The following is a 16,988-nucleotide window of genomic DNA, read 5'->3' on the forward strand; positions in this document are numbered from 1 at the left end:
GTCAGCGGGCGATAGAAGATCGCATGTTGGAGCTCCTGGGTGACGCCCAGGTTGCTGGGTGGACCAAGGAAGAGATCCTCGCTGCGATGATCGAAGTTGCCGAGAATACCAATCTGGCAATGCATCCCAATGACCTGCTGTCGGTTAAAACCGAGCTGGCAAGTTGATGAAACGAAAAGACCTCTGAAATCCATTGTAGACTGCAACCAAATCATCAATGCAGAGTTTGGAAGCCATGGAAATCAAATGGCAAAAAACACCCCCGGGACAGGACGGGCAATTGCAAGACTTTACCGCAACAAGCCGCAACGGCATCAATATCGGCCGGGTTTATCGAATCGATAGTGGCCCAGACCTCGGACTTTGGTTCTGGACTTTTCTCCTCGGTCATTCACAGTTTCGTATGACTGACGTCAGTGGCGTTCAACGCTCAAGGCCACACGCGGCCCAGCAAGTCGCACGGGCCTATCAGCGTTATCTTGAAACCGCTGGTAGTGACGGCGGCGGATTGAGCCGGATACCTTTTATCAATCCCGCTAACAGCAACCGAAAGCCACCATGCCCATAATGCCGCCACAGGATGACCGCGACGACCTGGATTGCCAGGAAGCTTTGGAAGTGGAATTCCAGGCGCATGCGGGAGTGGCGTTACTGCAGCTATTGGAAGACGCCAAGTCGGTGGGTTGGCCCGAAGCGGAAGCGCGCAAAGCTATTACGCGGTTGATCGAGGTGCACCTGAACTCGGAACGCCAAGCCTGATACTTATTGCGACTGCGAATAGTGTCGCGTCATGTAACTCGGCACCTGTAGACTTACCCGAGGGTCATCACATTTGCTAAATGGAGGGTATCAGAAGGTTTCAATCTGCGTAAAGAAGTAGGACGCCACCAATAAGGATCAGGGCTATTGCCGGGAGGTTTTTCGTCAAACCGAGAAACTTCAGTCCTTGGGCGCGAGGTTCCAAAGATGCCGAGTTTTGATTGGCAGACGAGTGGGGCGGCTGGCTCAATTTGCGATGACTGAGCGCTGCCCAAACCGAATAGAGCACGCCAGCGATCACGAGAATTGCGCCGAGAGCCTTAAACATTGTCTATCTCCCTCAGGAATGAGAGTTCGGCCTCGATTTTTTTGCGACTTCCTGCATGTTTGATAATTAATTCGAGAGCACGATTCTTGCTTAAGTCAAACTTGGTCATCAGATATTGGACTTCATAGTCGTCACTGGATTAGACTTTTGAACGATCCCGGTTATCCTGATTATTTTTATCGTCGGCCATCTAAATTCCTCCCGTTCTTTACTTAACTGCAAAACAGTATTCGGTCGTTTTCGTTCCGTGGTATTGCAGCGAGCACAAAGAAGATGCCGGCGAATGACGGAAGGAACACGCGCTCAAGGATTTTTACCGCGACGCGCCTGAAGAGCTTTCCTCATTCTCGTAGCCCGGGCGCTTGTCGGCGGGAGTCTTGGGAGGCGTTGGATCGTTCGCGATTAGCATCACGCCAAGCCTTCAGATAAACCTTGTAGCGCTCCTCGTTCGCCTGCCGCCACTTGCGAGATTTCTCTGCTGCCCTGGCCTTCTGGTCGGGACCTCTGCGGATTGGCAGCCCGCCACTTACGCATCCTTTCAGCCGCCTTGGCTTTACGGTCGACCTCGCTCGTATCATCGCCTTTTGTCATTCAGACGCGTCTCTTCCAAATTTTTGCGTTCTAGAACGGTCGGTTCACGTATTAGGTAGACTATCGGAAATGAGGCCCGGACAAAACGATGTTCCATTGACATACAGGCGGAGCATGTAGAGGCTGAAACGTCCAGAGGGCCGTGACAGCGGCGGAGGGGGATCTGGCAATGGACGACACTTTACATCCGGCAGCGATAGAGCACCTGCCCGGCTTCATCACGGCTCCAGGCCAAAGCGACTGGCTGTTCACTGTCGTGGTCGTCATCTTTTTGGCCGCCGTTCTTATGATTGGCAATGTCTATTTTCAAATTCATGCTCTTCCCGAACGAATGGCGCATCGGACGAAGAAAGTGCAGATGGAAATCGTCGCCGTCCTTGCGCTCATATCCCTCGTTACCCACAACCATATCTTCTGGATCGCAGGCTTGTTGTTGGCGCTAATCGATCTGCCGGATTTCTCCACGCCGATGACTTCCATAGCCCAGTCACTCGAGAAATTGTCAGGACGTGCCCCTGCCCTCCAAGATGAAGTGATCATAACGCCTGAACCGGAACCTAAGCCCGTTACGGCCGGTGAAGGAGTCTGAGCGATGCTTGAATTACTTCTCTGTTCAATGGTCACCATATTTCCGGATTATCTCTATCGCCGCTATGTCCAAGGTAAGCGCATAGGGCGTGAAATCACTCTTTACACGATGTGGTATGAACTGCGATGGGGCATCACCGCGTGTCTATTGCTGACAGTCGCTCTGATCACACTGATTTTCTACTACCATCCTTCGACGAAGAACGTCACGGCGGTATTCCGTACAGTCACCATTCTCCCAGAAACCTCCGGCCGGGTGGCCGAAGTGTTCGTTGGGGTCAATGCAAAGGTCGAAGCGGGTGCACCGCTGTTCCGGCTCGATAGTTCAGAACAGGAGGCAGCACACGAGACGGCACAACGCCTGATAGATGAGGCCATTGCCGAGACCACCGTGGCACAAACAGAACTGGCGGGGGCGGATGGGCTCATTCAGCAGGCACAAGGCGCATACCAGCAGGCCCTGGATGAACTCGCAACCAGGCAAGAGCTTTTGCGGCGCAGGGCGGACGTCTCGGTTCGCGAGGTGGAGCGCTTGCAAATCAACGTGGACAGCCGGAAGGGAGCGCTCGACGCGGCGATCGCCAACAAACGCACCATAGAGACAAAGCTTTCAGCGCTCCTGCCCGCGCAGAAGGCCAGTGCAGAAGCAGCCCTGAAGCAGGCTCAAGTCGAGCTGGATAAAACGCTGGTTCGGGCCGGTGTTGCCGGAACCGTTCAGCAGTTCGCCCTTCGGCCCGGCGACGTTGTAAACCCAATGCTGCGCCCGGCAGGAATCCTTGTCCCGCGAGAAGCTGGACGTGTCGCTCTCGTTGCCGGTTTCGGACAAATCGAAGCGCAGGTGATGAAAAAGGGAATGATCGCCGAGGCCACGTGCATCGGGAAACCCTTTACGATCATTCCCATGGTCGTGACCGATGTCCAGGACGTCATTGCTGCGGGGCAAATCCGTGCCTCGGATCAGCTGATCGATGTGCAGCAGTTGGCGCGGCCGGGCACGCTCACGGTCTTCCTCGAGGCGCTTTATCCGGGGCAACTGGCGGGTATTCCGCCTGGCAGCAGCTGCATCGCAAACGCCTACACCAACAACCACGATGCGCTCGCAGCTCCCGACATCAGCACCTCACGTTGGATATTCCTGCACGTCGTGGATACGGTCGCGATCGTGCATGCCATGATCCTTCGAGTGCAGGCGCTGATGCTGCCCGTCCAGACTCTCGTGTTGGGGGGACACTAAGAGCGCGCTGATTCCTAACAAACTGGAGTAGATCGGTGTGGCAGAGAATAAGATCACTAGATATCAATGACTTGCAAGGCGCTCTGCCACACCTAATATTATTCTAAACCCGGCGACTTCGTTGCTGAGGCGGAAGGTCAGACCATCGGCCGGGTGATGAAGATCGACGGTGGACCAGAGAAGAACAAATGGGAATGGTCATTCCAACTCGGCCATAGCGATTTTCGACGCGGCGATTTGAGCGGCGTCGAGGATAACAAGCAGGAAGCGGCCGACAAGATCAAAGCGGCCTTTGCGCGCTACCTCGAATATCCATCTGACAAGGGCGGAGGATCCGGACTTTAGACCTGAACAATGGAAGCCCGGATCAAATGCCTACGCCAAGGCGAAGGGCGGGTAATGTATTGACCGTCGACTGGATGTCCACGCTTGAGGAACAAGTGGAATTCCTCGCTCAAATTGCGGAAGATGTAGCCCGTACGCTTGCGCTTCCTGATCTGAGTGATGCCCAAGCCTTGAGGCTTTACCTGGTGGTCGAACAGGGTGGGTCCACATTCGATCGTATCCTAGCTGAAATGGATGAAGACGACGTGGAAGACGACCTTTTCGAGGCCGCTGCAGACATTGCCGATATATTGACCAGCCTTTCAATCTCAACAGCAAACAAATTACGTGCAATGGAGGGATTGGCGCCGATAGAGTTTCCGCCTGATGATGGAAGTTCGGGCAAGTGAAAGAGGCAGCAAGCTTATTTGCGGGGATCCGATCCTTGCAGTCATTGCAGTGAGACTATTTTTCCAAAGTCAGAATTTGGAACTCGACCAATCTACGGAAATTGTCGTCGCGGCCAAGCCAAGCATATGCCTTTCCGGCGGTCTGCCACGCCGAATGCATCCATCGCGCTAGGTGACTCGATTTGACCCAATTTTGGCCTATCTAGACTTTTTGCTTTCTGGTCCGCAAATGCGACCGGAATCCCAAGGTATGACTTCTTGACCATCATCTGAATATTTCACGGCCACAGCAGCTTCGGAGTTCGAGACGACAGTTGCCTGCACCCATTCCTCATCACCCGAGACGGAATCACCGCCTCGGATCACTTTGACAGGATCGCCCGGTTGTAGCGAACTGAGTTTGTCACCGGTGTCTGGATTTTGCATGGCAATTCCTCCTGTAGTTCAACACGCAGAACCTGAAGAAGTTGCTGAGGGCTCCGTTTTTTACCCATGGCCAGAAATGGGCATGCGAGAAACGTGCTGAGCTGCACTCGATAGCCGTCAGCCTCACAAAAGTCGCATCGGGTTTTTCGCACGTCCCGCTGCGTTCTTCCACACCGCTATCAATACGGCGTCGCGCTGAGGCCAAGCTGCTTTGAACCGCACGCCGAGCACTTCAACCTAGGCGCGAGCTCCTTATGCATGGCGCTGTGGCTTCCGAGCTTCTGTGCCAACTCCTGAAGATCGATCTTCCGCGAGTGGCTGCACCCTCTCGCTGACAAAATACCCAAAGCGTATAGCCGTTGTCGATCATAGCGCCGATGGTGCCGTTTTCGCTGCTATCATTCATTTGAACGGGTTGCGGCGTCGCTTTCGGTTCAAAGATGTCTTCGTACGGGAGAACTTCGCAATCGGTGCTATTGCAGTCCTTGCACCTGAATTTGAGGCTTTTGATTTCTTGGCCATGGCCAAAGATCCCGGCAAGGCTGTCTGCTGTGAAGCTCGCAGCCTTTTTGCAGATCCGGCAGCGGGATCGCACCAACATGCCATGGCGAGCCGCCTGCCCTAATGTTTTGATTGTTCTCGTCATGAGAACAACATGAGAACATAGGACCAGACCGTCAAGCGCCAAAGACGCCGCAGCAGCTAAGGAACAGTTGCTACTGCGAACCGTTAGAGTACATCTGAGCAGGGAAGAAAAAATGGATAGGGCCGAGGCGACTATCAAGGAACTGCGGGTAGAGTTGTCGAACTTGCGGGATGACCTTGCCGTGATCGAAAGTAGTGAGGTTTTCGCCGCAAGAGCGATTGGCAATCAAGAGGTCGTCAGTGCTATTAGGCATCGGATCGCCGAACTGGAATCGATCCTTAGGCTCAGGCATCACTGTATGCACCCCGGATGCAAGTCGTGGGGATCGTTCGGCTTTGACAAGCGCGATGGTGTGGAATGGTATTGCAGCACACACAAGGGCGATGCTGACGACTGATGCGAGGGCGACAGCATTGCGGTTCTCCATTCATGAAATTCAAATTATTGGGATATGATTGACTCTCTCTGGCCATTGGCGGACTATTCCAAGGTCGCCAGGCATAAATGGCCGCTGGCGCTTGAGAGATGCGATGCGCTCCCGCCGTAACCAAGCGCGGGAGGGATATTATGCCCCGTCATTTCGGGAACTTTATCTATTACAGCGAAGACTGGAATGTAATGCAGAGTGCGCTTTTGAAGGCCACCAGAAAGCTGCACAGGGCTCGAGGCCACGAAGATACGGACCGTCTCGCGCGAAGAGTGATGACACTGTTCGATCAGGGCCTCCGCGATGCAGAAGTCATCGCTCGCACAGCTGCCAATCAGGAAATACTAATTGCCAAAATTGTGTCTTTGCGAAGCTCGGCAAGGTCCCCTCATGCCCAACGATATTAATCAACATCTTGATAGCAAACTGGTATGCCCAAAGTGCCGAACGATCTACCTCACTTTTACGCAAGATATAGGGCCGAAGACACCAATCGTTTGTAGCTCTTGCGGAGAACACATGGGTACATGGGGTGAACTGGAGGCAGATTTCTTTGTCCAAGGCGGAGCCAGCGGCGTGTTCGAAATGCGCGACGGCCAGATCATACGCAGGGAATAATCCTATGTGAATAGATTTCGGTAACGATGGGGAACACGGTCCGCGTGACCTGCCCTACTGTCTCTACGGCTTAGTATTTTTTGTTGCGCTCGCCATCGCGGTCGCGATTGGGTGGTTCTTGCACGTAGAAGACTTGGGAGCAAACGTTCCCTGAACCTAGCACGCAATGAGGCCAAAGCCTCATTGTCCGGCACGGCCTGTTGTGCACCTAGAACTTCACCCTGAACTCTGCAGTGCCATTGAGGCTGTAGCTGTCAGCGAAATTGGACAGGCTGGTGTTGATGGAACCTCGCTGTAGAGCGAATATTTGTCGGCATTCCAGTTATAGCTGCCGCCAGCGCTGATACCGCCCCACGTGCGGTCGGTCGCCGTGGCGAAGTTCACACCCGACACATCGGTCTCGTTGCCGTCGAGGAATTCGTAAATCCGGATCCAGCCTCTCGACGTTGTGAACCTTCGGCGCACGACATCCATCCGCGGTACGATACGTCTGTACGGGCCGACAACTTTGGTTCCGGCTATTTAATGCCCATTAGGTTCTTCAGCTCTGAAACCTTTTTCATGCAACCTTGTTCATCGCCGGCGTCGGCCATCTTGCGCGCATCAGCCATCAATTGACCGATTTTGTCAGTCGATTTGTCGGAGGGTTGGTCGGTGACCTGTTTTTGGTGTGGTGAAATTGCTTCCACCGCGCCCGTTGTCGACCCGCTGTCCTGCTGCTTGCCTGGCAAGACTTCCTCTTGATGCTTGGTGGCGGGCATTCCAGAATTATCGGTCACTGCTCCCGTCTCCGCGGCTACAGTCGGTTGCCTGAGATTGTTTAGTTCTTCTTGGCAGTCCGCGACCGCCGGGGCAGCAAACCAGAGCGTGGCCGCTGCGATTGTGAAAAGCCGGATAGGCATTTGAACCTCCGTGTTGTACGTATTCCTCTTCTTATGAAAACGATCTCGCGCGCGAGGCGGTTCCTTGCGCACCGATTGCCGCCGCGATTTTTCCCAAGCATCGAAGTACAAGCCGGCCGGATGAGCGATATTGCCCGCGGCTAACCGGGCCTGAAACCATAATAACAATTGATAATTTACCGGTGACTGCAATTCTGTCTCAATAGCTGGATGGCAAGCGCTCCACCCGCAAATGGCAGACGATCGGACTCCTTTCCGATCTCGATAGACCACTCAAGAGCCAACCGGCCAAAGAGGCTGGCATCTACGTAGAAGAAAAGCGGCTGTAAGACCTTTTGCCTATTGTGATCGCGCCATTGGTCCGATTTTGCGTCACGGAGCTCATGATAGCCTTATGTCCCGGCTCGTCCCGGTCGGGATGCCCCTCAGGAGGGCCAACAGCCCGATCAGCTGATCTACCCTTCCAGCTGATCGGGCTTTCTGTCCCTCACCGGACAGAGAAGGAACCAAAGCATGTTTATTTGTTTGGTGGACGCCGATATTCCAGATCGGTTGGGTTTATGATCCGCAACGTAGCAGATCACGACCCACAAATTGGCGGTGGCCGAGAATCCGCCGCCCCTTCATTTGGTATTGGCCCTTGCGCGGCGATCATGGCGCTAAGTGTGGCATCATGAGCAGCGTGCTAGCACAAAGCCTCAACAGCAAGCTCGCGTGTCCCAAATGCAAAAACATATACTTCACGTTCAGGCAGAAGATGATGCCGAACACGTCCATCGTCTGCAGCTCGTGCAGTGAGTTCCTAGGAACCTGGGGAGAGCTAAAGGCGGAGTTTTTCGCACATGGCGGCGGCGACGGCGTTTTCGAGATGCACGACGGTCAGATCATTCGAAGGGGATGATTTTATGCGGATACATTTCGATAACGATAACGATCCGGGCGATGGGTGGTGTCACCTGCCCTATCACCACTACGGCCTGCTCATCTGTCTCGGCCTTGCCCTGCGGCGCCGGATGCGATGATGCGCGGTTTCCGGGGTCCGTGCTATAACGCATAGCGGAACCGAGGCTGATCGCTTCCCGTTCGGCGATGATGGAAGAAAAACCCTTCAAAGAAGTGCGCATCATGACAAGCCAGCCAGGCCGGATGCGAGTCGTCACATCAGCGCTACAGGTCGCAGAGCAAATCCTGACAGATTGGCCGATCGAGGAAAGCGAGATGAATGCGCCGGCCGAGGAAGCGCTGCAGCTGCAAGGGCCCCCTGCCCGATAATGAACTGATTGTTTTGCCACAACCTGAGGCAGACGAAGAACAACCGTTGCTATTATGAATAAGAGAGGAAGTAGCTTTGTCTTGAATTGTCACCAACCTTCTTGGCATCTTTAGCGTCTGGCACAAGGAAATATCATTGGAACCACTCCACATCCTCGATCAGGGCCAATGGTTCGGATATTCCTGCGAAGCTCGCGCCGCCTGGATTTTTGCCACTGAAATTATTACACGAAGGTTGAGTTGCGGCGGAACAACACAGCCACACTGCTTGTTAATTCTCCAATGGAGCGCGCACAGGGCGCTTCAAAGGAGGATCTAAAATGCGTACGACATTCTTGATTACTACCGCTTGCGTGGCCTGGGTATCAGGCGGTGCATGGGCACAGACAGCAACCACGCCTGCTGCACCCGCCGATAACGCAGCACCGGCTGGTGCAGAACCTGCAGTTACAAAGGAGCTATTCAAAGCCCCTTCCGGCACTCAGGCTTCGACCGAAATTCAGCCCATCAGCAGTGTTTCGGAGGGTCAGGTGCTCGCCTCTGAATTCATCGGCAAAGCTGTTTACAATGGCGATGGCGATGATGCGCAGTCTATTGGTGAGCTTAACGATCTTATCCTCACGCCGGACGGAACCGTACATGCAGCGGTTATCGGTGTCGGTGGCTTCCTGGGGGTTGGCCAAAAAGACGTGGCCATCCCGGCAAGCCACCTCAAACTTTCCGTTCGAGGCGACAAGTCGAACTGGATAGTGGTGAACACGACCAAGGAAAACTTGCAGAGCGCTCCGGCTTTCGAGACATCGGCAAAGTTTACGGAGGGAGTGGCTGATCCAAACAAGGCGAACGAAGCAAAGACTGATGCAGCGCCCGCCGACCCAGCTCCGGCAGTTCAAGACAATAAAATGGCGCCAGCAACGCCGGCTCCGGCGAACTAAAAAGCCATAACAACGAGGCGGGCTCATCGTGGCAATGATGAGCCCGCGAGGAGGCCATCTCAGCAGGCTTAGTCAATACGGGCGCGAAGCTTACTTCAGGGCTTTACGCAAAGCTCACCGCGCACGATCCTGACTCTGACGACTGAAACGAGGAACAAGCAAACATTTTATTCGTTCCCTCGGAATGGCAGAGCGAAAATACGAGCCGAGGCAGCAAGCCAATGGAAAGTGGGCCGTCTATGACCTTTTCACGGGCTTCCCAACTGTGGTCAACGGTTTCTTTGCGATCGGCCTTCCCCAAGATCAAGCAGACTAACATGGCCATCGACTGGATATCAACGCTGCAAGAACAAGCTGAATTCGTCACGCGCATAGCTGAAGATGTGACACTCACGCTTGAGCTTCCGCAGCTGAGTGATGTCCAGGTTTCCAGGCTCCTTCTGGTTGTTGAACAGGGAGCATCCACGTTTGACCGGATCATGGAAGAAATGGACCATGATGACGATGTTGATGACGATCTTTTCGAAGCCGCAGCAGACATTGCCGATACGTGGACGAAACTTTCAATTTCAACCGCAAACAAACTGCGTGCTTTGCAGGGGTTGGCGCCGATAGTGGTTCCTCCTGACAATGGTGGATAATGAAATTTGATTATCCAGCCGTGCGGAACTGAGTCGAAGGGGAGTTGTTAGCCCGCGATGGAAGAACGGTACTTCAAAGAAGTTCGCATCATGACAAGCCATCCTGGCCGGATGCGCGTGGTTAATTCGGCACTTCAGGCAGCAGATTGGCCGATTGAGCAAAGCGAAATACTGACCGCTGCGAAACACGCTCTGCTAGCCTGTTTGGAAGGGAACCTCTCCCCAGGATCGGCGCGCTTTGCATTTATCCAGGCGGCAAAGGAAGCTGGCAATTAACGCGGCCCGCCAGTGGGAAAGCCCTTCCGGAATCCCCGACGCCGGGCTTGAGGTCGGTTCTCAATTGCGGCAAGGCGATCCAGAAAAGGTAAAAATGTGCAGTCCCACCACACGCGGTATCCTGCGCTTACGATGCTTGATCGTCATGAAACTGCGCGCAGCGATCGATCTTCGCATCGACTTGATCGGCGCTGTATTCCCAACGTTTCTGTGTCCAGCGAGCTTTCTCGCCAAGCTTGGGGATGACGCGACCCATATGCTCTCGACATTCGGGCGGCAGCATGGGGCGGATTGGTTCCGCCCGGGTGATTCCGATAGCCTGGGCGGCAGCGGTTGCCCCTTGCGACGATCGCATCGAAAGCGTCGGCGAATTTGGAGCGTATGGCCTGTTGACCCCGATTAATGACTATTGCGGGAGTCACTCGCATCAGAGGGTACTTTTAAGGGTTGTATGGCCGAACAGGGTTTTGTCCAGTAAGACAGTTTTGGTTGCGGCAGGTCGGATTCGAACCGACGATCTTCGAGTTATGAGCCCGACGAGATGACCACTTCTCCACTCCGCAAAAATTCCTATTGGGGCGCAATACTTTGCGGCTTGCCTTGGGTATCTCCGCCTGATCCAGTTTGTGGCGTGGGCTTTTCCGCAGGTGCGTTAGTCGTTGGCTGATCGCCTGTTGGCGGCGTTGCCTGATCGGAAGGTTTGTTCTGACCAGTCATAGGGGCATTCTGACCTTGGGTAGCTTTATCGTCAGTGATTTCGCCAAACATTTCGGCGCCACCCCAGGCTAAGAGTGCAAGCAGCAAACCACCAATTAGAACCCAAAGAACGGGTTTACCAAGCGGACCCTGTCTCGCTTCCCTCGCGGTTTCCTTAACGTTGTTATCTGGTGTGCGCTGATTGACCATTGTTCGTCCTTTCGTTGAAAGGTGAACCGGTAGAACTGCTTATAGTTCCGCCAGAATTTGGTGAATAGCTTTCCATGGCGGGAAGCCGTGAAGCTCTTCACATGCCCTCGGCGTGTGTCTGTTCTTTCAATCCGGCGTCAACGCAAATCACATGGCTTAAACGCGCAGGATAATTGCCTCCCAAGCGACCTGCGTTGGACTACTAATTCTAAAATTTCCGTAATAGCAAAACCCGGCAAACCATGTTTGCCGGGTTTTTTAATGCTGCTTTGCGACTTTTATTTATTGATCGAGGTGACGGCTAAGTTGGTAAGTTTGTTATTGGCTGCTTTTTCTTGATCAAGAATCTCGCTCAGCAGAACATGAGCCTGTTCATTTCCAAGAACCTTTGCCCATTCGCGCAGAGAACCATAACGAGCGATTTCATAATGTTCCACCGCTTGGCAAGCGGCCAATGCCCCAGCTTCCAAGGCAACGCCTTGGGCTTCCGCCAGAATACCGTCCGTCTCTTTTAAGAGACCGTCCGCAGCATCGCATTTCTCGCCTTGCGCCTTTACACCAATGGTCTTGAAGACCTTTTCCAAGGTTTTGATCTGGCCCTTTGTTTCTGCGAGGTGGTCGTCCAAGGTCTGTTTAAGCGCTGGGTTTTTTACCGCGCTGGATACTTTTGGAAGGGCCTTTGCGATAGCATTCTCGGCGTAATAAACATCTTTGAGGGTGTGCTCGAACAGCTCTGCAAGTGTTTTCATATTGGTGCTCCGGATTCAATTCAGCACCTCAACAACTCGCAGCTAATTTGATCGTTCCGGATTTAATGCAAGACGGGGTGCGGCAGTCAGACACGAGGCAGCAATCTTCGATAAAAAGAGCCTCTGCATTGAACTGCCAAGTTGATCGTTTAGCCAACATCTCAAAGTACACGGCAGGAAACCTCGGCGCACACAACCCTTTGCCCAAATCTTCAGGTCTTTTGCCTCGGCTCCGGAACCTTCACACCGCCGAATGGGTTGATCTTCCATTGAGCAACAGAAATCCTGCTCTGGGAGAAAAAAATGAAACGTCTACTATTAGCCCTTGCTGCCTTGAGCGTGATCGCCGCGGCAAACGCTCAAGAAGCGGCAAAGCCGTCCACCGATCCCCAAACCCCAGCGGTTGCCACGCCTGACACCCAAAATCCTACCGCTCCTGTAGCAGGCGCCAATAGCTTTACCGAGGGCCAGGCCAAGGAACGGATAGAGGCTAAGGGCTATACCGACGTAACAGCTCTGACAAAGGGTGAAGACGGCATCTGGACCGGCACAGCGATGAAGTCCGGGAAGTCGTTTGAGGTAAAGTTGGACTATCAGGGAAACATCACGGAAGCCGCTAAATAAGAACAATAAATTAGATTGGAGGTTTGACTATGCAAACGATTACAGGACTTTACGACGACTATTCCGATGCACGCGCAGCGGTAACCGCTCTGGAGGATGCCGGCGTGTCCTCATCGGATATCAGTATCGTTGGCCGAGACCACGACGGTGTCGAGACCGAGAGTAATGCCGGTGAAGGAGCGGCCGCGGGCGCTGGCATCGGCGCTGTTGTCGGTGGAACAGGCGGTCTCTTAGCTGGCCTCGGCATGCTGGCGATCCCTGGTATAGGCCCGGTTGTTGCCGCAGGTTGGCTCGCGGCGACGGCGGCCGGTGCTGCGGCAGGTGCAGTGGCAGGCGGGGCTGCTGGCGGGCTTATCGGCTCGCTGACGAGTGCCGGAGTGGACGAAGATGAAGCCCATGTCTATGCAGAAGGTGTTCGCCGGGGCAGTACACTGGTTTCGGCGCGAGTAGACGATGACCAGGCCGACCTCGCCCGCTCTATCCTAGACCAAAACCGCCCGGTTGACATCGATTCGCGCCGAGCAATGTATCGAGAGGAAGGTTGGGAACGCTTCGATGCGGACAATCCTGATCTTACCTACGAAGAAATAGTGCGTGAACGTGATCGCGCCAAAATGTATCGCCCGCTTTAAGCGAAATCTAATAGAGGCCTACGCAGCTGAAGTCGGCGGCGTAGGCCAGATCTTAGGTTTCAACCCGTCTGCGGAATTGGTTAGGACGGGTCCGGCGCATGCTGTAACGCTGCCATCGTGATTTGGTTGGAGAAGCCGGATTGGGAACCGACGGCATGAGCCAAGCGCGCTACCGAACTGCGCCATTCGAAACTGAATTTTGTGAATAGCTTTCATGGCGGGAAGCCGTGAAGCTCTTCCCATGCGCCCGTCGAGTATTCCCTGTCCCTCGGTCCGCCAGTCAGCTGCAATCACTATTTCGCGTATATACTGAATTTTAAACACGCTTTCCCATAACACTAGTGGCTCTCTTGCTTTTTGTCCGCACGCGAGCGATGAGCGACGGGACCTCCCCCAATGTGTTCGTAGTCTTTCTCGGACGGGTAGTCTTTTTTCTCGTTGGTTTGCTGATTGCCTCCATGATCGCGAGCACGGGTTTATGGCCCATGTCCTCGAATACAATTACCGCCAATTCGTGGACGACCCTCTGGCTACCCTGGTCCTCTGGATTATATGGGTGCAATTTATCATTGCATTCTCGTTGTTGCCGGCGTTGTTTGTCACAGCAATCTGTTTCAAGCGAAAGAAGCAAACGCCTACCCCATTTATCGTCGTAGGTGGCTTGGTAGGCGTCGCGGGCGCCGCCGCCATGCTTTTGCAGGTGAATCAGTGGGGGACGTTAATTATGTGGTGGTGGATATTTTTTGCCCCGGCCATGGCAGCAACGGGAGCATTGGCAGCATTGGCAGCATTCGTCTTCTGGTGGATCGTAGTTCGTGTCGGAAACCTATTTCTGAGCCCTGCAGAACTTCCAAAATTGTGAAGAAGAGCCATGTGCAATTTGTACAATGCAACAACAACCCATGAAGCGATGCGGCAACTCTTCTTGCCGATCAATGACCTGACCAACCGGCTGACACCGCAGATGGATGTCTTTCCCGACTATCCGGCACCGATAGGCCGCAAGGACGCCAATGGCGACCGCGAGTTGGCAATTGCCCGCTGGGGCATGCCGACGCCGCCGCAGTTTCTGAAAGGCGAAGTCGATTACGGTGTAACCAATATCCGCAACGTCAAATCACCACACTGGCAAGCCTGGCTTGGCCCGGCAAACCGTTGCGTTGTTCCTGCGACAAGCTTCTCCGAATACGGCAAGGTTCCGGATCTGGTGACGAAGAAGAAGCCACTGTACTGGTTTGCCCTCAACGAGGACAAACCGCTGTTCTGGTTCGCTGGCATCTGGACGAGCTGGTACAGCGTGCGGAAAAAGAAGGAAGGGCCCGTTCAAGCCGACATCTTCGCGTTTCTGACGACCTCCCCGAATGCCGTGGTCAAACCGATCCATGAACAGGCAATGCCGGTCATTTTGCGTACATCCGAGGAAATAGACGTCTGGATGAATGCGCCGGCCGAAGAAGCACTGCAGTTGCAAAGACCCCTGCCCGACAATGAACTGATTGTTCTGCCACAACCTGAGGCAGAGGAAGAACAGCCGCTACTGCTCTAGTCGGAGGATTGAGCGATACCGCAATGACGGATAAGCGACCAACCACCGTCCGTCACTACGCGATCTGGCCGTGATTAGTAGCAGGGCGAATACGGATAAGGGCCGCAGGCTGGCCGCTGATAATAGGGATATGCCATGGCGGCTCCGGCGGCGACGGCCCCTCCAACTGAATTGGCTGCTTGTTGACCTTCACCAGCTTTGAGACCGTGAAGTTGATGGGAACGGACCAGTCTTCCGTCTCCCAATTGTAGGTACTCTCCGTGTTCAGCGCGAAGGTCCACGCTTTCGGTGTCGTGTAGGAAATGAAAGGTTGCAGGAACGTCGAGTTCACGTCCTGACGATCATCATCACCCGCGAACGACCAGATGTGGTTGGTCAATGCACCATAGGTCCAGGGCCCGGATTGCCTGAGGAAAACGGCCGTGGGTCCCGCGCCCCACTTCTCGCCGCCAAGCAGTCGTCCGTTGCGGTCGGCAGAAGGAAGACGGGCCCCACGCCCCAGATAATGCCTGAAGCGGTCGGTTTCTTTGGCGAGAAGAACAAGCTTTGCGTCGTATCACCCCAGACCGAACTGATCTCCGGATGGCCCGGCAATGTCGTTCTGCCAGACGATCGGCAAAATAGTGCGAGAGCTGACATTCCAGTCCTCGTTCAGGGTGAACGGATGACGGGTTGAACGTTGATGGTGTATTTGCTGCCATCATCTGGGTGGCCCAAATCCGGGGAACCGGTTCGCCCAGAATGCGTTGAACTGTCTTCTGAGACAAATGAGTGAAGAGATGTGGAGAGGCAAGCCAGCCAAGAGGGAACTTCGGGTAGCGTTGTCGAACTTGCGGGATGACCTTGCCGTGATCGAAAGTAGTGAGGTTTTCGCCGCAAGAGCGATTGGCAATCAAGAGGTCGTCAGTGCTATTAGGCATCGGATCGCCGAACTAGAATCGATCCTTAGGCTCAGGCATCACTGTATGCACCCCGGATGCAAGTCGTGGGGATCGTTCGTCTTTAACAAGCGCGATGGTGTGGAATGGTATTGCAGCACACACAAGGGCGATGCTGACGACTGATGCGAGGGCGACAGCATTGCGGTTCTCCCTTGCAGGATGAGGTCAAGCTCGTTCCGCTCAGCGCTTACGGCAAGGAATGGACACCTCCGAAGGGCAAGGTCGATCCCGCCATCGATACCAAGACAGCGGTGCGCGATCAGGTCAACCGTATGGATGCGGTTGAATATTTCACGCTGCTCGCCGAATTGCTCAAAACCAATCCGCCGAGCGAGGCCGACGAACTGATGGTCGAGAAGTTGGGTCGTATCGGGATCGTGCCGGGCAAGGATTTCGACAAGAGCAAGTTCGATCCGGCGTTGGTGAAGCGGGTTCCGCCGGTCGGATTTGATCGCATCATGCTGCACTACAAGTTCAGCGATGGCGACGTGAAAGACATCAATGGCTGGGGCTTTACCACCAAGACCGGCATCTATGGCATCAACTACATTCAACGCGCACTCATCACCGCAATTGGCCTCGGGGCCAACCGGCCACAGGATGCTGTTTATCCCTTGTCGGCAAAATACGATGGCGGATTGATCAAACGAGCCTATCAGGGTTCAGAGAACTACGTATTGACGTTCAAAAAAGGGGCCATGCCTCCGGTCAGCGGCTTCTGGTCGTTGACCATGTATGACGAGAATTACTTTTTCGTCGAAAACCCGATCAATCGCTACTCGATCAGTGCCCGCCAGGATCTAAAAATGAATGCGGATGGGTCCACTGATCTGTTCATTCAAAATGCCAGTCCTGGGGCGGACAAGGAAGCCAACTGGCTACCCGCACCGAAAGGCAAATTTGTCCTGATGATGCGGCTGTATTGGCCAAAGGAGGGCAACCCATCGCTACTTGACGGTTCGTGGGTTCTGCCGCCCGTGAAGAAGGTTAGCTGACGAGCCATCAAAGAGGTGCCCCGGTTCGCTGTCCTTTCGAAAGTCAGCGCGGGACTCAGCGCGGGCAAGTCGATCCAGCAAAGGTAAGAATTTGCAGTCCCACCACAAGCGGTAACGAAAGCGAAGAGCGAACCGGTATTCCGGCCTGAATGGCTCCAGCCGTACTACTTGCCCGCGTTTCTCCGTCATTGTCGCGCTCCGATGTTAACAGTAGGAAC

The 16,988-nt window shown here is 54.2% G+C and carries 24 protein-coding genes, 1 tRNA gene and 2 pseudogenes; 17 read left to right on the plus strand and 10 right to left on the minus strand.

Annotation, left to right across the window (positions count from 1 at the left end):
* Nucleotides 1-23 precede the first annotated feature (23 nt).
* The 3 genes from N8E88_RS09660 to N8E88_RS09670 all read left to right on the plus strand — a co-directional run bounded on the left by N8E88_RS09660 (nucleotide 24) and on the right by N8E88_RS09670 (nucleotide 759).
* A complete protein-coding gene (locus tag N8E88_RS09660) occupies nucleotides 24-167 on the plus strand; it encodes a hypothetical protein (protein ID WP_262292321.1) in 144 nt (47 codons plus the stop codon).
* 68 nt (nucleotides 168-235) lie between these two features.
* Nucleotides 236-568 carry a hypothetical protein gene (locus N8E88_RS09665; protein WP_262292322.1) on the plus strand — a complete coding sequence of 111 codons (333 nt, stop codon included), beginning with the start codon at nucleotides 236-238 and terminating at the stop codon, nucleotides 566-568.
* The gene (locus N8E88_RS09670) at nucleotides 559-759 is read left to right on the plus strand and encodes a hypothetical protein (protein ID WP_262292323.1); all 201 of its coding nucleotides are present in this window, start codon (nucleotides 559-561) and stop codon (nucleotides 757-759) included. The genes N8E88_RS09665 and N8E88_RS09670 overlap by 10 nt, the downstream gene beginning before the upstream one ends.
* 100 nt (nucleotides 760-859) lie before the next feature.
* Here N8E88_RS09670 and N8E88_RS09675 read toward each other — a convergent pair whose 3' ends face one another.
* Complete coding sequence (locus N8E88_RS09675; protein WP_262292324.1) at nucleotides 860-1,087, minus strand: hypothetical protein; 228 nt, start codon at nucleotides 1,085-1,087, stop codon at nucleotides 860-862.
* Nucleotides 1,088-1,847: 760 nt separating this feature from the next.
* On the opposite strand from N8E88_RS09675, the gene N8E88_RS09680 reads away from it, so the two are divergent.
* The 4 genes from N8E88_RS09680 to N8E88_RS09695 all read left to right on the plus strand — a co-directional run bounded on the left by N8E88_RS09680 (nucleotide 1,848) and on the right by N8E88_RS09695 (nucleotide 4,234).
* A complete protein-coding gene (locus tag N8E88_RS09680) occupies nucleotides 1,848-2,267 on the plus strand; it encodes a hypothetical protein (protein WP_262292325.1) in 420 nt (139 codons plus the stop codon).
* A 3-nt stretch (nucleotides 2,268-2,270) separates the two neighbouring features.
* The gene (locus tag N8E88_RS09685; protein ID WP_262292326.1) at nucleotides 2,271-3,500 is read left to right on the plus strand and encodes an HlyD family secretion protein; all 1,230 of its coding nucleotides are present in this window, start codon (nucleotides 2,271-2,273) and stop codon (nucleotides 3,498-3,500) included.
* A 156-nt stretch (nucleotides 3,501-3,656) separates the two neighbouring features.
* On the plus strand, nucleotides 3,657-3,845 hold the full coding sequence (locus N8E88_RS09690) for a hypothetical protein (RefSeq protein ID WP_262292327.1): 189 nt from the start codon (nucleotides 3,657-3,659) through the stop codon (nucleotides 3,843-3,845).
* A gap of 26 nt (nucleotides 3,846-3,871) precedes the next feature.
* Complete coding sequence (locus tag N8E88_RS09695; protein WP_262292328.1) at nucleotides 3,872-4,234, plus strand: hypothetical protein; 363 nt, start codon at nucleotides 3,872-3,874, stop codon at nucleotides 4,232-4,234.
* A 198-nt stretch (nucleotides 4,235-4,432) separates the two neighbouring features.
* On the opposite strand, the gene N8E88_RS09700 is transcribed toward N8E88_RS09695, so the two are convergent.
* Nucleotides 4,433-4,660: a hypothetical protein gene (locus N8E88_RS09700; protein ID WP_262292329.1), complete on the minus strand. Its 228-nt coding sequence runs from the start codon at nucleotides 4,658-4,660 to the stop codon at nucleotides 4,433-4,435.
* A 758-nt stretch (nucleotides 4,661-5,418) separates the two neighbouring features.
* Here N8E88_RS09700 and N8E88_RS09705 point away from each other — a divergent pair.
* A complete protein-coding gene (locus tag N8E88_RS09705) occupies nucleotides 5,419-5,703 on the plus strand; it encodes an EsV-1-7 cysteine-rich motif-containing protein (RefSeq protein ID WP_262292330.1) in 285 nt (94 codons plus the stop codon).
* 864 nt (nucleotides 5,704-6,567) lie between these two features.
* Here N8E88_RS09705 and N8E88_RS09710 read toward each other — a convergent pair.
* The 3 genes from N8E88_RS09710 to N8E88_RS09720 all read right to left on the minus strand — a co-directional run bounded on the left by N8E88_RS09710 (nucleotide 6,568) and on the right by N8E88_RS09720 (nucleotide 8,380).
* Nucleotides 6,568-6,816 carry a hypothetical protein gene (locus tag N8E88_RS09710; RefSeq protein ID WP_262292331.1) on the minus strand — a complete coding sequence of 83 codons (249 nt, stop codon included), beginning with the start codon at nucleotides 6,814-6,816 and terminating at the stop codon, nucleotides 6,568-6,570.
* Nucleotides 6,817-6,869: 53 nt separating this feature from the next.
* Nucleotides 6,870-7,445, minus strand: coding sequence for a hypothetical protein (locus N8E88_RS09715; protein ID WP_262292332.1), 576 nt, complete (start codon nucleotides 7,443-7,445; stop codon nucleotides 6,870-6,872).
* Between the two features lie 692 nt (nucleotides 7,446-8,137).
* A complete protein-coding gene (locus tag N8E88_RS09720; RefSeq protein ID WP_262292333.1) occupies nucleotides 8,138-8,380 on the minus strand; it encodes a hypothetical protein in 243 nt (80 codons plus the stop codon).
* Here N8E88_RS09720 and N8E88_RS09725 point away from each other — a divergent pair.
* The 4 genes from N8E88_RS09725 (at nucleotide 8,379) to N8E88_RS09740 (ending at nucleotide 10,377) form a co-directional block, all read left to right on the plus strand.
* Entirely contained in the window at nucleotides 8,379-8,525 is a 147-nt protein-coding gene (locus tag N8E88_RS09725; protein WP_262292334.1) for a hypothetical protein, read from the plus strand. The genes N8E88_RS09720 and N8E88_RS09725 overlap by 2 nt on opposite strands.
* 320 nt (nucleotides 8,526-8,845) lie before the next feature.
* Nucleotides 8,846-9,460 carry a PRC-barrel domain-containing protein gene (locus tag N8E88_RS09730; protein WP_262292335.1) on the plus strand — a complete coding sequence of 205 codons (615 nt, stop codon included), beginning with the start codon at nucleotides 8,846-8,848 and terminating at the stop codon, nucleotides 9,458-9,460.
* Between the two features lie 317 nt (nucleotides 9,461-9,777).
* The gene (locus N8E88_RS09735; protein ID WP_262292336.1) at nucleotides 9,778-10,101 is read left to right on the plus strand and encodes a hypothetical protein; all 324 of its coding nucleotides are present in this window, start codon (nucleotides 9,778-9,780) and stop codon (nucleotides 10,099-10,101) included.
* Between the two features lie 57 nt (nucleotides 10,102-10,158).
* Nucleotides 10,159-10,377, plus strand: a complete 219-nt coding sequence (locus tag N8E88_RS09740; protein WP_262292337.1) for a DUF982 domain-containing protein — start codon at nucleotides 10,159-10,161, stop codon at nucleotides 10,375-10,377.
* A 127-nt stretch (nucleotides 10,378-10,504) separates the two neighbouring features.
* Here the strand turns inward: N8E88_RS09740 and N8E88_RS09745 are convergent, their stop codons facing one another.
* The 4 genes from N8E88_RS09745 to N8E88_RS09760 form a co-directional block, all read right to left on the minus strand.
* Nucleotides 10,505-10,732, minus strand: coding sequence for a hypothetical protein (locus N8E88_RS09745; protein WP_262292338.1), 228 nt, complete (start codon nucleotides 10,730-10,732; stop codon nucleotides 10,505-10,507).
* A 131-nt stretch (nucleotides 10,733-10,863) separates the two neighbouring features.
* Nucleotides 10,864-10,940 (minus strand) — tRNA-Met (locus N8E88_RS09750).
* A 7-nt stretch (nucleotides 10,941-10,947) separates the two neighbouring features.
* On the minus strand, nucleotides 10,948-11,283 hold the full coding sequence (locus N8E88_RS09755) for a hypothetical protein (RefSeq protein WP_262292339.1): 336 nt from the start codon (nucleotides 11,281-11,283) through the stop codon (nucleotides 10,948-10,950).
* Nucleotides 11,284-11,561: 278 nt separating this feature from the next.
* Nucleotides 11,562-12,032, minus strand: a complete 471-nt coding sequence (locus N8E88_RS09760) for a YciE/YciF ferroxidase family protein (protein WP_262292340.1) — start codon at nucleotides 12,030-12,032, stop codon at nucleotides 11,562-11,564.
* A 303-nt stretch (nucleotides 12,033-12,335) separates the two neighbouring features.
* Between N8E88_RS09760 and N8E88_RS09765 the strand changes: the two genes are divergently transcribed.
* From N8E88_RS09765 to N8E88_RS09780, 4 genes are all read left to right on the plus strand, one after another.
* Nucleotides 12,336-12,656, plus strand: coding sequence for a PepSY domain-containing protein (locus N8E88_RS09765; protein ID WP_262292341.1), 321 nt, complete (start codon nucleotides 12,336-12,338; stop codon nucleotides 12,654-12,656).
* A 29-nt stretch (nucleotides 12,657-12,685) separates the two neighbouring features.
* Nucleotides 12,686-13,288, plus strand: coding sequence for a general stress protein (locus N8E88_RS09770; protein ID WP_262292342.1), 603 nt, complete (start codon nucleotides 12,686-12,688; stop codon nucleotides 13,286-13,288).
* Nucleotides 13,289-13,766: 478 nt separating this feature from the next.
* Nucleotides 13,767-14,150, plus strand: a complete 384-nt coding sequence (locus N8E88_RS09775; protein WP_262292343.1) for a hypothetical protein — start codon at nucleotides 13,767-13,769, stop codon at nucleotides 14,148-14,150.
* A gap of 9 nt (nucleotides 14,151-14,159) precedes the next feature.
* Nucleotides 14,160-14,834, plus strand: coding sequence for an SOS response-associated peptidase (locus tag N8E88_RS09780; protein ID WP_262292344.1), 675 nt, complete (start codon nucleotides 14,160-14,162; stop codon nucleotides 14,832-14,834).
* Nucleotides 14,835-14,997: 163 nt separating this feature from the next.
* On the opposite strand, the pseudogene N8E88_RS09785 reads toward N8E88_RS09780, so the two are convergent.
* Nucleotides 14,998-15,542, minus strand: a pseudogene (locus tag N8E88_RS09785) (transporter); the annotation flags it as partial.
* A 361-nt stretch (nucleotides 15,543-15,903) separates the two neighbouring features.
* Here N8E88_RS09785 and N8E88_RS09790 point away from each other — a divergent pair.
* Nucleotides 15,904-16,770, plus strand: a pseudogene (locus N8E88_RS09790) (DUF1254 domain-containing protein); the annotation flags it as partial.
* Between the last annotated feature and the right edge of the window lie 218 nt (nucleotides 16,771-16,988).

Source organism: Phyllobacterium zundukense (genome assembly GCF_025452195.1).
GTDB classification, from domain to species: domain Bacteria; phylum Pseudomonadota; class Alphaproteobacteria; order Rhizobiales; family Rhizobiaceae; genus Phyllobacterium; species Phyllobacterium zundukense_A.